A 13,584-nucleotide genomic window follows, 5' to 3' on the forward strand; every position below is an offset into this window, starting at 1 on the left:
TTAGACATGACCCAAATTGCAAAAGGTGTAACTATTCTCGAAGTCGCACAGCACACTTTCGTTCCCGCAGCAGGAGCCGTTTTAGCTGACTGGGGAGCCAATGTCATCAAAATCGAGCACCCGGTGCGCGGAGATACCATGCGCGGTTTTCGCAGGACAGGCGATGCCACCCATAATCCCAATCGCCATTCTCTGGTAGAGCACGCTAACCGCGGCAAGCGCAGTGTCGGAATTGACATCTCAACAGAAGAAGGTCAAAAGCTGATCTATGAGATTGCGAAAACCGCCGATGTATTTCTGACTAACTACCTGCCCGCCCAGCGCCAAAAACTGAAACTGGATGTGGAACACATAAGGGCCGCCAACCCCGATATTATTTATGCTCGAGGCAGCGCCTTCGGTGATAAAGGGCCAGAGCGTGAAGCAGGCGGCTTTGACGGTACCGCGTTTTGGACCCGCAGCGGTATAGGTAACTCGATGTCACCACCTGAGCTGGAATCCCCTTTATCTCAGGGGATTCCAGCATTTGGTGATTGTATTGGTGGCATGAATATCGCCGGTGGTATTTTGGGTGCCCTTTATCACAGAGAAAAGACAGGCCATGCGGTCGAGCTAGATGTATCCTTAATGAGTAGCGCGTGGTGGGCAGCAGGCTCAGGCATGACCCAGACTATGGAGCTGGGCGTTATTCCTAAAACACGCATAGCGGCTGGGGGCGGCTCTCCAGGCAACCCGTTTATGGGCAACTTTACCACCTCCGATGGCGGCACCATTAATTTCTGTATTTTGACTCCTGGTCCCTACATTCAGGATACTTTCGAACATTTAGGCATCCCGGAAGCCGCCGAAGATCCACGCTTCTCAACGGTAGAAGAGCTGATGAAAAACTGGGCTGACGCTAGTGCGTTAATGGTTCAGGCCATCGCCAAACATCCGTTTAGTTACTGGTCCAAACATCTGAAAACCATGCGCGGCCAATGGGCTCCGTTCCAAAGCCTTGAAGATCTATCTAAAGACGAACAGGCATTGGCTAACGATATGATCATTGAAGTGGAGGCTGTCGAAGGTGATGAGCCAATGCGCCTGGTGCGCCCACCTGTGCAATACGATCACACCCCGATTACCACAACCCGCGCTCCAGTTGCCTCAGAGCACACTGAAATCTATCTCATGGAACTGGGGCTGGAGTGGGACCGCATCGAGACCCTAAAGGCAGAAGGTGTTATTGCCTAAATGCATACACAAACAGGAAGTAAGCTGCTAGGTAGCTTTGATTATGTTATTGTAGGTGGCGGTTCTGCTGGTTGTGTATTAGCCAATCGACTTTCTGCTGACCCTCGCGTGTCAGTTGCTCTACTGGAGGCTGGGGGCAAAGACAATTGGCTCTGGTTTCATATCCCCGTTGGCTACTTGTATTGTTTTGGCAACCCCAAAGCCGATTGGTGCTATGAAACAGCACAGGAACGCGGGCTTAGCGGTCGCAGCATTGCCTATTCGCGAGGCAAAGTACTTGGAGGCTGCTCTTCCATCAACGGCATGATCTATATGCGTGGCCAGTCCCAGGATTATGACCGCTGGGCAGATATCACGGGTGATCAATCTTGGCAATGGGAGTCTGTACTCCCATTGTTTCGAAAAAGTGAATCCAACTGGCGCGGAGCCAGCGCATACCACGGCGCGAAAGGCGAGCTTCGTGTTGAAAGGCAGCGGCTGCGCTGGGATGTGCTTGACACCTTTGCGTCCGCGGCAGAGCAAGCTGGAATCCATCCTATCGACGATTTCAATACTGGAGATAATTTTGGTTCCTCCCCCTTCGAGGTCACCCAGCGAAAAGGAGTGCGCTGTAGTGCAGCTACTGCTTTTCTCAAGCCTACCCTGAAACGGCGAAACCTAACGATAATTACTCATGCGGTGGCCAACAAGTTGACCCTGGAAGGTGGTCAGGTTACCGGTGTTGAGTACATTCACAAAGGCCAGACTTTTTGCGTAAAAGCCAATCGAGAAACTCTACTTACAGCTGGAGCTATCGGCTCTCCTACAATTCTCCAACGAACAGGGATTGGCCGAAAGGAGGATTTAGCAAGGGCAGGTGTTCAACTTCGCCATGAGCTTAGCGGTGTAGGTCATAACCTTCAGGATCATTTACAGCTTCGATCCGTTTATAAGATTGACGGCCTAAAAACCCTAAACACAATCGCAAACAATTGGATTGGCAAAATGGGCATGGGACTACAATACCTGCTCTATCGTGGCGGGCCATTAAGTATGGCCCCCAGCCAGTTAGGTGTCTTTGCTAAATCTGATCCAGGCCAGCCAAGTGCAAATCTGGAGTACCATGTGCAACCCTTGTCGCTTGCCAAGTTTGGAGATAATTTACATCCATTCCCCGGAATTACAGCCAGCGTTTGCAATTTACGACCCAAATCAATTGGCCAAGTCTCTATCAATTCTAACAGTCCAAACGATCCTCCATATATTGCACCAAATTACTTAAGTAATGATGACGATAAGCAGATTGCAATAGACTCCATAAAACTGACTCGCCGAATATTTTCTATGGACGCCTTTGCTAGCCACAACCCACGCGAGTATCTGCCTGGCACCCAATATCAGAGTGATGATGAGTTACTCCAAGCTGCTGGCAATATCGGCACGACCATTTTTCATCCTGTTGGGACCTGTAGAATGGGTAAAGTCGATGACAAGGAAGCAGTCGTCGATAACGAGCTGAAACTCCGAGGATTATCAAGAGTTCGCGTGGTAGACGCATCAATAATGCCCACAATAACCTCAGGAAATACTAACGCGCCAACCATTATGGTTGCAGAAAAAGCTGCGCAATTAATTGCGTGTACAGCCTACTGAAATCGCTAAGTGTAACCCGGAAAGCATATATAACGCATCACAAAGGCTTAGAGCTTTTTGAAGCGCCTGAAAGTTACGATGAATAATGCATGGCGACGCAACGCTAAATACAGAAATGTCATTGGAACCGCCAACACTGGAAACCGCTATGAAAGTCAAAGACATTATTATCGAAGCCGAAGCCATCACAGGACTGAAAGCCAACCTACCAGACGATGCTATTAATGGCTTAACGCAATTGGTAAAATCCATTGTGGATGAAGCTCCCTTAAGCGAGCAAGGCCTACAGAGCAGCAAAAAAATGATCTTAAATAACCTAGCCAATAGAATACGGGTAGATCATTATCTTGAACAACACCCCGAACTGCTACAACAAGCTATAGAAACACCAACTTTCGTCTTTGGGCTACCAAGAACAGGAACTACGCTGCTTATTAACTTATTAGCTGAAGACCCTGCTCGCAGGGCTTTTATCCGTTGGGAATCATTAAATTCGGTACCCCCGCCCAAAGCATCCGAGGTACGTACTGATCCACGCTACTTTGAAGCGCAAGCTTTGATCGAACAATCACTAAAATATGTACCTCATATTTCTGCCATTCACCACGAAAATGCCGACAGCCCAACTGAGTGTCAATTCTCAATGTCACAGACATTTTGTTCACAACTATTTGAGTCTATGATTGACATACCCAGTTATCGCAAATGGTTTTTATCGACAGATTACTTACCTGCATTTAAATACCACAAACGTTTATTGCAGCTTTTACAAACTCACGCGCCGGGACAGTGGACGTTAAAAAATCCATGGCACCCGCTTTATCTAACCGCCCTGAAAGAAGTATTCCCTGACGCACAGTTAATCATGACTCATAGGGATCCGGTCGAAGTAGTTGGCTCCGCATGCAGCCTCATCAAGCACGTGCGCTTACTGACACATGAACATGTAGATTTAGAAAAGATTGGCTCAACTACAATTGATATATTTCAGCGTATGATAGATAACATCATAAACTACAAAGTCAAGTACGGTGAAAATTCAATATATGACATTCAATATCAGGATATCATTAAAAATCCTACTGAAAGTATCCATAATATTTATCGACACTTTAACCAGCCACTTACAAATGAAGCAAAAAATGCCATGAAAAAATACCTTACTGACAACCCAAAAGGTAAGCACGGAAAACATGAATACATACTTGAAGAGTTTGGCTTAAACGAAGCCTATATTAGATCAATTTTTTCCGATTACTATGACAGATTTCTACTATAGCTTCCTACGCTAGGCTTCTAACGTCGAGATTAACCGCCTAGCCTCTCTGCTGGCTTTATAAACTGAGTTTACGCCGAAAAGCGCTGCTCAAGACACAGAGGCTTCTTTAGGGTTTTGAGGACATCATTCTTACATTGGCTACAATTAATTTCATTGTCCAAGCCGGTTTTTTCACCTATTTTAAGACTTCAGAAATCAGTGTTGGTATATCACATCAATAATTACTACTACCCAGCAAACGTATCCGCACAAAGCGGTTCCTTTCTCAATGCGATTAGGTGAGCCAGATGAATTTGGCTCCCTGGCACTAGAGTTAATTTACAACGATTATCATAGTGGCCAGCACTCTCGCATCGATATTGCAGTGTGAATGCCGCCAAATGAGCATGCCTCCTAATAAGCTCCTTTATCATTGCATCTCATCACTTTCCAACTAAGTCAAGGATTTTAAATGAAAACTGTAGTCATACTAGCTCTGTCATGCTCAGTTACCTTATTACAAATATCGGCACCGTCTTCCGCCAACGCCACTCAAATTTCTGATATGGGCGCGACAGGCCCCAGACTGCTAGAACAATGTGAAATTACAAAAACCTATATCCGCGACAGAGAAATGAAAGATGCCTTAAACACAGGTCTATGCACAGGCTTAATTCAAGGTACAGTTTTAACCATGAAATCGCAGAGTAAAGACGATAGATTGCCAAAATGCTTTGACAATCTGACTACAGAGAGCGTCGTAAAACTAGTTGTAGAATACCTTCACAAAAATCCTGATAAGCTAGCTCAAAATAACGCTGCAGAATTAATTATACAGTCCGTAACATCGTCCATCTGCGTTACCACTTTAAACGATTAAAGCCTTAACACCTCACAACTTGCCTAACAATGCGACTACTATGAAAATAACAAGATTTTACCCTGGATGGACTGTGCTGGCAGGAAGTTTTATTTCAGCGGCTATAGCCATTGGTTTCACATCTTATATTTATGGCATGTTCACGGTCCCTGTCACTGAAGAGCTTGGACTTAGCAGAGCAAATTACAACAATGGCTTTATTGCTCTTTCTGTAGGCATTGCACTGTTCTCCCCTTTTACAGGAAGATTGTTAGATCAGTTCTCACCTCGCTTACTTGTCGCTTTTGCAGGAACGTTATTTGGCTGCTCAATAGCTACTATCTCTATACTTAAATCTCCAATAATGATGCTGTTGCTACTACTTCTCCCTATTGCAGCAGGCGTTTCCACCTGTGGCGCGTTAGGAGCTAACACAATCACTGTCAAATGGTTTCAGTCACGACGCGGCCTTGCTTTAGGCATTTTGGCCTTGAGCACATCAGTTGGAGGACTTTTATCTCAACCCTTTACAGGCTGGCTTATTACAAACTTAGGTTGGCGACATACCCTACTTATTATTGGTATTTTGTGCTTTTTTGTATTTTTATTCTTGTCTATGTTTCTTATCAAAGATAAACCCGACCCAAGCATTTATAAATACGAAGATGAATTTGATAGCAATGTCGACTCCAAAGTAAGCGCCAAAGAATCAACGGCTGAACCCAGAGCAATTACCGAGCCGACTTTTTCTTATGTTGATATTTTACGCACTAAAAACTTCTGGCTACTAACATGTGCAATAGGAATATTCTTTGGCGTCGACCAATCCATATTAGTATCTCAAGTACCTTATTTTCTTGATCGCGGATACACCCTAGAAATTGCCGCCACCTTAGTTTCAATAAAAACCCTATCTGCAATAGGTGGAAAATTAATTGTGGGGTTTCTAGCAGACAAAGTTGACCTACGGTCACTTTTTACAGCCGTTGCTTTATGCAATATTTCGCTAATGAGCATTTATATCCTTCAACCTAGCTTTTGGATACTTGTTTTATTTTTAAGCTTGCTTGGCGTCGCAGTGGGAGGTGTCTTTCCTGTTTGGACAACATCAGTGGCCTGGCTATTTGGATCTCGCAGCTATGGCACTGCCATGGGCATGACAGCGATAGGAACACAAATTTTTACAATGCTAAACATACGCTTTGTCGGAGAGGTATATGATCGAACTGGAACGTATAAAATAGCGTTTGTAGTTTTTATTGGAATGGTAGCAATAGCGATATTGCTTTTTCGCTCTATAACACCACCCGCCAAGAATTGAAAAGTATTGATCAAATAGGCTGTATATAAGAATTCGCTCTCCACCAGCGAATAAATGTACAATCCCCGTTGAATCGATTTACATACTCTATACAGCCAAAACACCTATCACAGCTGTTGATGTACTGCACTGAATGACAAGGTGTTGCCGTTCCACAAGCCCCACAAACTCCCTACGCTGCGGATCCTGACCGATCACAGCACAGAGCACTGCGACCGAGTTGAACAAAATAACTACCCAAGCCATTAACGATACCAATCACACCTCGACTAACGCAGTTTCACCACAAACGAGCGGCATCTGCGAACGCCTCCATAAAATAATTATTAATGAATGTTACAAGGTCGCGTATCGCAAGCAGCTGTACAGCTCACTGGTCGAGTGGCAAAAAGATCTGGACGACTGGATGGATTACTATGACTGTTCGGCGACAATTAGGATGACCGAGCGGCCAACATAGTTGACGCCGAACATATGACAATGAGTGCTGGCATCAGGGCAAGATGTGTTGCAACAGAACGCCACTGGAAAATTTGATCGATGGCAATACAATTGGTGCTAAGAAGAACTTAACTCAGATATAGTCTGAGCTACTACACCTAAACTGGCCATTGCACTTCATTGGTTACGGGCAGACAGTAGCAACGCCAACGGCGTGATTTGATCAGCGCGACCACAGCATTACGACTGAAGCTTGTCGACCAACTCCCGCAGTTGGTCTTTGAGCCCTTCTACTTCGCGCTCAAGCTTGTCGATTTTTTGGTGAGATCGGGTTTCTAACGTGTTGAAGTCGGTGGTAATTTTGCCTTTTATGGCCCAAACCTCTCGAACATCCGCCAGCGCCAATGCGTAGGGTCGGTACTCGGTATTATCGCTTTTCAACAGTAGATGAGCATCTGAATGCTCATCCAGATAAATGCGCTTTGCAACTACCCCTTGTTCGGATGTCACCACGCCGATAAACCCTACTTGTAAGGCCTCGAAATTGGTGACTTTTTCAGTGATGACCACATCATTGTCGTTGAGGGTTGGCACCATGCTATCGCCGACGATTTCAAACAGCCGATAATCGCCGTCCTCAAAGCCGGGGACGCGGTAAATGTCCAGCGCGCTGATGTATTCGGGGTCTTCATGTTGTGAGATGTATCCGGCGTGGGCCTCCGCCGATACCAACGGGATTGTGCCATAGCCTATGTTAATAGGGGCGTCTGCTGGGAGCTCGTCTACATTAAAGATATCGCCGCTCCCTACCACCAGCCAATTACAGTTGACGTTGAAGGTTGCGTGAATTTTCTCCAGGGTGGCAACAGATAGGTTCGATTTGCCAGATTCTAACTGAGATAAGGCACCCTGAGTAATGCCTATCTCGTCAGAAAAGACTTTTTGCGACAGTTTCAACAGCTCTCTTAACTCGATCATCCTGGCTGAAAGTGGGGCCGGGTGTTTCATAGTGCTACCTTATTTGCGAGCTATTGCGACACAATTATTAGAATGCTAATATCCAGGAACTCTGGCATGTTGAAGAAGTGATCTTAATATTTGCCCGCGCTCAGGATTGATAGATGGCAAACTTCTTTATATTTGACTTACCTAACCTCTGAACTGCGCCGCCCTGCGGCTCTCAACAGAGTGGAAACTAAGCCAACCTCTGTCATTCGATACGAAGCACGCTTTAATCCACCAACATAGGGCTGTCATTATGCCTCATTCTACCTCCGTAGGAGACCTCCCCCGCAGGCGCTTCATGATAGCGGAAGATGACCCAGACGACCAATTGTTGATCGAGGATGCCTTGGTTGAAAATGGGGTATCCAGAGATGAAATTTCGTTCGTTGAAGACGGCCAATCACTTTTGACGGCCCTAGACTCTACACAGCATGTACCAGACATCATTTTGCTTGATTTAAACATGCCCCGTATTGATGGACGTCAAGCGCTGAAGAAAATAAAATCCAGCGAAAGCCTCAAGCACATTCCGGTGGTGATATTTACAACCTCCAGCAGTGATGAGGATGTAAAGTCATCCTATCAACATGGGTGTAATACGTTCTTTACCAAACCCGCTACTTTCAATGACCTGGTAGAAAACCTGGGCATCATCAAAACTTATTGGGCGGAACGCGCGATCCTGGTTGATAGCCTGTAGCGAAAACTGGAGATGTAATGGCTGCATACCAGCCTTTAGGCCGCTGCCCAATGGCTACCAATTCAACTTGCACAAACTTGATTAATTCCGACACTTGAGCCAGCCAAGCAGGCAGGCCTCAAACAAAGGCAGAAACCGTGCAGTCGCAACTAGGTGGCGAGCTGCTTCCAACCCAACCACCCAGTCACACTGCAGAACGGCTATTACCTAACCAATTACAGCTTATTCTGGGTCAACACCTTCGATATTTTTCTGTAAGGCGTTCATTTTTGCAGCAGCTTCAGCTTTTGCATCTTTCACGGAGCCTTCAGCGGAATCTTTCATATCACCGGCTTTGGCTTCAGCGTCAGACATAGCATCTTCAGCGCTGTCAGTCATTTCGTTGGTTTTGGCGCCAGCGCTGTCCATCATATCGCCAGCAGCATCTTTCGCATCGCTAGCCATTTCAGAGGCTTTGTCTTTTGCATCTTCAGCCATCTCAACAGCTTTGTCTTTGGCGGCAGCGGCAGAATCTTTAACGCCATCAACGCTTTTTTCTACTGCGTCACCCATTTTGTCCATGGCACTACCTGCAGAATCTGCAGCTTCTTCAGATTTTTCACACGCCATCAAAGCACAGAAAACAGCAGCCAATAGCGAGTACTTACCTAGTTTGATCATTTTTAGTCCTTCCTTCCTAATGGGTTTGCTTGCAGTAGACAGTCTCTGGCGGACATCTTACACAGCAAGCGATTGGGTTCGAGGGCCGATGATACCACACCAATTACTCAGCCGATGTTACAAAGCCGACGTAGAATCCACGACTAGCTCTGGTATTTCGTACCCAGACAAGATAGTACCCAATGAAAGCAGAAAGAGTAAATGAGTTTGCCGAAGCCGGAGCCGGCTGCGCTAGGCGATTTTTACAAACCGTGACCGGGGATTATTTCAATCACCCACCCCAGCCAAGCTTGTGGGCGAAATGTAAAGCGTTGAAATCCCTGGCGGTAACGGGTGCAGAATTGCACATACGGTGGCGATGGAACCTGCCCGCGAAGGAAACGGGCCAGGGTCCGTCGACCCGTGTTAAGAGTATGTAAAATATGGCCAAAGCGCCCCAACAGCGCTTTGTTGCTATTTATTTGAGGTGCTCGTTCTCTTTGGCATTAATGGTAGGCGCTATGTAACGGTGGAGCGCTTGGCTGCCGGTTTTGTTGGCAATAATCCGCAATAACCACCACTTGAATCCAATTTGCTGCCACTGATGGCGGCTACGGCCATACTTGTTGCGCAGCGCCAGCTGCAGCATAGCTAGCCCCCCGGTATCAATTGCTGGGTAGTCACTAACCTGATAACCCGATTCCACAATCAATGACTTGCCAACTCGAGTTTCAACCTCGGCGATTTCCCGTGGTTTGGATTTTTTCTCCCAAGAGGCGGCCTCAGACTTACTGGGCGGACGGTAGGTGGTATCAGAATCTATACCCAGCATCTCTGGAGTGTAGTCCACCCCCAAAAACTTACAGACTTTGCCCAATAGTGCCTCTGGCTCTGCCACCAAGTCCTCGAATCGCAACTCTAAACGCTGGCTCTCTGGTACCCGAGTGGATAGTTCCTGCCAATTGAGCTTGGCTCTTTGCCAAAACTCAGCGCCGTGCCACGCGGTGCCAGCCCAGCCCATATTGATGACCGAGCGCGCTACATCTCTCGGATCTCTATCCAAAAAGATGTATTTACAATTTGGCCAAACCTTAGCTAACAGCGCAAAATCGTTATGAATAGTACCGCCCAAAATGCGACGGCCATCGGCCTCGGACAACTGACGAAAGATATCCTCCGAAAGCGCTTGGTAAGTGCCCGCCTGGGGGATAGTGTAATCGTACAGCTGGAAAATGCGGTCGTATTCGAGAAAATCCCGAAACGCCTGGATTGGCCTGCCCTCTTCCATCATTTCAATGCCGGGGAGCAAATATTCCATTTCATCACAGCGGGCGATCTCTGGATGATGCCCCAGCATAAGCCTGAGCATGGTACTGCCGGTTCTTACCGAGCCAACGATGAAAAAATCTGGAGCGACGCCTGTACTGCTGTTGTCCATTCCGAGTATCCAATCCTTAAGGTAAAAAAAACGATAGCGCCACACCTCAGAAGCAGTGCGGCTACTCAATGGTAGAAGAGTCGATCTAAACTGTCAGGCACTTTACGGTAAAAGGCAGCAAAAATCTTCCGCACCATGCTCTTTTCTGGCACCCCGCTAACAACACCGGGGAACTAGCCGTTCTCCGAGCAAGACAACAAAGACGATATGGCGTCTTTTAGTACCAGCGGCTGATCCAACATGAGGTGATGGTAGCCTTGCTCTATGGTGATAAGCCGCCCGGGGTTGCCGAACAAAGCTAGGGTTTTTTCTGGCCGCTGCTGGCCTGCAAACATACTCTGCCCACCGTAAATACAATCCACACGAGGGGCAATGCGGCGCAATGGCGCAACATCCAAAATTTCACCGTAATTAATGCCTGCTGGGTCGAACTTCCAGCGCCAGCCTGCACCCTGCGGCCGGCAAGAATGGTAGGCAATGTGGTAGAGAATGGCCTCTTCAACCACTGGCTGCTCCGGCAATAACCTAAAGTCGGCGATGCAGTCTTCACGACTACTGCGTAAACGTTGCTGTTGCTTTGCTTCCAGCAGCCTAATAGAGTCTTCACCCGGCAAGCAAACTAGGCTATCCACCACAATAGCGCGTCGAAAACGCTCCGGCCGCAAACACAAGGCACGTATGGTTTGTGCCCCGCCAAAACTGTGGCCTATCACGGTAACGTCGCTTAACCGCTCGCTTTCCAACACCGCCAAAATGCCTTCGGCATAGGTGTCTTGGTGGTAGCTGAGAGCGGGGCCACTGTCCCCCATACCCGGCAGATCGATACTCAACACCCGATATCGATCGGTAAAAAAGGGCGCCAGCGCGTCCCACCACCGGGCATGAGCCCGAAAGCCATGCACCAAACACATTACCGGCAGCGGTTCTTGCCAATTCCAAGTCAGGTAGTGCACGTCACCATTGGGGCTGTTGGCCATTTTCGAATGCCCTGGCAGGCCGAGGTTATTCATCAGCCATGTCGGTGCCGTAGCCGGTATTTGATAATCATCGTTATTACTGTGAGTCTGGCTCATACCAATTGCCTGCATTTAACAAAAAGAGCCCGCCAAATTGATTATGGCCGGGTAAAGGCTCGCCTGGCACTGTCGACGGCGCCGCGAATTGAGCACTCAGGCAAATGGTCGTTAACCAGCCCCATCGCCTGCATAAAAGAATATACCGTGGTAGGGCCGACAAATTTCCAGCCACGCTTTTTCAAATCTTTGGAAATTTTTTCAGACACCGCTGAACTGGAAACCATCTCCGGCTGAGCCAGCTCTTCTGGCTCAAACTGCCAAAAATAGTGCGCTAGCGAACCGGCCTCTTTCTGCAGCTCGATTGCTCGCTTAGCGTTGTTGATCACTGCCTCAATTTTACCGCGGTGGCGGACGATACCGGGATCGTCGAGTAATCGCGCCACATCCTTGTCGATAAACTTGGCCACCTTGCTGATTTCAAAGTGCTTGAACGCAACCCTGAAATTATCCCGTTTGTTTAAGATAGTGCGCCAGCTTAGCCCAGATTGAAAACTCTCAAGGCAGAGCTTTTCAAATAGGCGGGTGTCATCATCTACCGGGAACCCCCACTCGGTATCGTGGTAGCCGAAAAACTCCTCGGCGATGCCACACCAGCCACAACGGGGTTGACCATCGGGGCCTGTTACGGTTGCTTGCATCAGCTTTGCTCCTTTATTAAGCCGTTACACCTCGGGTAATCGGGTGGCCAAGGCCGCTGCAGCAAGCGCCATTAGGGCGAACAGAATCAGCGCCCAAAATACCGATTGATTGGCCAACACAGCGGTCAAAACGCCCACGACTAGTAACAGTACACCAATGAGGGTGTTACCAACAGCGACGTAATCGGTCCTTTTCTGCCCTCCGGCCAAGTCCAAGACATAGGTTTTGCGCCCTACTCGAACGCCTTCGTGCACAATTGATAGACAGAAATAAAGCCCTAAAATAACGCTCAGCGCGGAGAGAGACAGCCACTCAAACAGCGCGGCAACCGCGCACAACACGGCAATCATCAAGGCCGTGGCAATGAGCACCTTGCGGCTACTGCTGTCGGAGAACCGCCCCCAAACCACACCACTGATCATACTGGCTAGGCCACCCACCAAAACGAACATACCCAGCCCGGCCAAGCCTTGGTCCTCGCCACTGGACTGCGCAATTAAGATAAAAAACGGCGCGCTGAGCCCAGAACACATCATTAACGCCCGCACGCTGATGAATAATCTAAAGTCGCTATCAGTGAGTAAAATACTGGCACTTTGCAAGGCGGCTTTAAGGGCATTGCCCCCTCCGTCCACCGCACCGGAGTATTCATTGACAAAGCCAAAGCACACCGCAGTAATGAAAGAAAAACAGGCCGCCGCAATTAATAGTGGGGCTAGGTTTTGCCACTGTTCGGTGAGCTGCAACGCCAGGGCAATGCCAAATAAAAGCGTTATTACTCCGGCAGCGCTGGCGCTGTAGCCGTTCAGTGAACCGCGCCGGGTTTTGGGAATGGTCTTGCCGATAACGTCCTTGGAGGCAACCGAGGAAAACCCGCGGGACAAACTGACAAACACCAGCACCGCCAATACCCCCCAGCCTGCCTGCGCGCCCTCCATATGCGTCGCCACCCAGGCCATGGCAATTAACCCCAAGCCCTGCCCGGTGTAACCAATCACCAAAAACCATTTGCGCTTGGGCCACTTGCGCATTACCCCGGCGATGGCCAGTTGAGGTAATAGAGATCCCGATTCCCGTATCGGCACTAATAGCCCACTGAAAAAAGCCGGCACACCAGCACTGGCAAACAGCCAAGGAATCACCAACTTAGCGCTGGAACAGGTATCCGCCAACTTATTGATAAATTGTGCTAACAAGATCAATAGAAAGTTGCCTGGCACCACACGGCAGGCGGCGTCTCCGATATCTTTACAAACGCGACTGTCTTCTTCATCCACCAAAAATTCATACACGCGGCCAAACCGTTGTGATTCGCTCATTTTAGACACACCCAATTAATAATC

The 13,584-nt window shown here is 48.0% G+C and carries 13 protein-coding genes and 1 pseudogene; 8 read left to right on the forward strand and 6 right to left on the reverse strand.

Translation table 11 applies throughout. The annotated features are described in order from the left end of the window. The first annotated feature begins 6 nt into the window (after positions 1 to 6). The 6 genes and pseudogenes from ACGHM3_RS19035 to ACGHM3_RS19060 all read left to right on the forward strand — a co-directional run. Positions 7 to 1,233, forward strand: coding sequence for a CoA transferase (locus ACGHM3_RS19035; protein WP_345424084.1), 1,227 nt, complete (start codon positions 7 to 9; stop codon positions 1,231 to 1,233). Further along, positions 1,234 to 2,865: a GMC family oxidoreductase N-terminal domain-containing protein gene (locus ACGHM3_RS19040; protein ID WP_345424082.1), complete on the forward strand. Its 1,632-nt coding sequence runs from the start codon at positions 1,234 to 1,236 to the stop codon at positions 2,863 to 2,865. A 148-nt stretch (positions 2,866 to 3,013) separates the two neighbouring features. After that, positions 3,014 to 4,144, forward strand: coding sequence for a sulfotransferase (locus ACGHM3_RS19045; RefSeq protein WP_345424080.1), 1,131 nt, complete (start codon positions 3,014 to 3,016; stop codon positions 4,142 to 4,144). 451 nt (positions 4,145 to 4,595) lie between these two features. After that, on the forward strand, positions 4,596 to 5,003 hold the full coding sequence (locus ACGHM3_RS19050) for a Rap1a/Tai family immunity protein (RefSeq protein WP_345424077.1): 408 nt from the start codon (positions 4,596 to 4,598) through the stop codon (positions 5,001 to 5,003). A gap of 40 nt (positions 5,004 to 5,043) precedes the next feature. After that, entirely contained in the window at positions 5,044 to 6,303 is a 1,260-nt protein-coding gene (locus ACGHM3_RS19055) for an MFS transporter (protein WP_345424074.1), read from the forward strand. An 85-nt stretch (positions 6,304 to 6,388) separates the two neighbouring features. Next, a pseudogene (locus ACGHM3_RS19060) lies at positions 6,389 to 6,887 on the forward strand (hypothetical protein); the annotation flags it as partial. Between the two features lie 97 nt (positions 6,888 to 6,984). Here the strand turns inward: ACGHM3_RS19060 and ACGHM3_RS19065 are convergent. Next, positions 6,985 to 7,752, reverse strand: a complete 768-nt coding sequence (locus tag ACGHM3_RS19065; RefSeq protein ID WP_345424071.1) for a LexA family transcriptional regulator — start codon at positions 7,750 to 7,752, stop codon at positions 6,985 to 6,987. A 295-nt stretch (positions 7,753 to 8,047) separates the two neighbouring features. Here ACGHM3_RS19065 and ACGHM3_RS19070 point away from each other — a divergent pair, with 295 nt between their 5' ends. Next, entirely contained in the window at positions 8,048 to 8,449 is a 402-nt protein-coding gene (locus ACGHM3_RS19070; RefSeq protein WP_345424068.1) for a response regulator, read from the forward strand. Between the two features lie 222 nt (positions 8,450 to 8,671). On the opposite strand, the gene ACGHM3_RS19075 is transcribed toward ACGHM3_RS19070, so the two are convergent. Then, positions 8,672 to 9,082 (reverse strand): hypothetical protein, encoded by a 411-nt coding sequence (locus ACGHM3_RS19075; RefSeq protein WP_345424065.1) that lies wholly within the window; start codon positions 9,080 to 9,082, stop codon positions 8,672 to 8,674. 209 nt (positions 9,083 to 9,291) lie between these two features. On the opposite strand from ACGHM3_RS19075, the gene ACGHM3_RS19080 reads away from it, so the two are divergent. After that, positions 9,292 to 9,528 carry a hypothetical protein gene (locus tag ACGHM3_RS19080; RefSeq protein ID WP_345424062.1) on the forward strand — a complete coding sequence of 79 codons (237 nt, stop codon included), beginning with the start codon at positions 9,292 to 9,294 and terminating at the stop codon, positions 9,526 to 9,528. A 38-nt stretch (positions 9,529 to 9,566) separates the two neighbouring features. On the opposite strand, the gene ACGHM3_RS19085 is transcribed toward ACGHM3_RS19080, so the two are convergent. From ACGHM3_RS19085 to ACGHM3_RS19100, 4 genes are all read right to left on the reverse strand, one after another. Then, on the reverse strand, positions 9,567 to 10,526 hold the full coding sequence (locus tag ACGHM3_RS19085) for a sulfotransferase (protein ID WP_345424059.1): 960 nt from the start codon (positions 10,524 to 10,526) through the stop codon (positions 9,567 to 9,569). Positions 10,527 to 10,699: 173 nt separating this feature from the next. Next, complete coding sequence (locus tag ACGHM3_RS19090; RefSeq protein ID WP_345424056.1) at positions 10,700 to 11,599, reverse strand: alpha/beta hydrolase; 900 nt, start codon at positions 11,597 to 11,599, stop codon at positions 10,700 to 10,702. A gap of 41 nt (positions 11,600 to 11,640) precedes the next feature. Next, positions 11,641 to 12,240, reverse strand: coding sequence for a DNA-3-methyladenine glycosylase I (locus ACGHM3_RS19095; protein WP_345424053.1), 600 nt, complete (start codon positions 12,238 to 12,240; stop codon positions 11,641 to 11,643). A gap of 24 nt (positions 12,241 to 12,264) precedes the next feature. After that, on the reverse strand, positions 12,265 to 13,560 hold the full coding sequence (locus ACGHM3_RS19100) for an MFS transporter (RefSeq protein ID WP_345424049.1): 1,296 nt from the start codon (positions 13,558 to 13,560) through the stop codon (positions 12,265 to 12,267). Positions 13,561 to 13,584: the final 24 nt, after the last annotated feature.

The organism is Halioxenophilus aromaticivorans (genome assembly GCF_042850945.1).
Taxonomy (GTDB): domain Bacteria; phylum Pseudomonadota; class Gammaproteobacteria; order Pseudomonadales; family Cellvibrionaceae; genus Halioxenophilus; species Halioxenophilus aromaticivorans.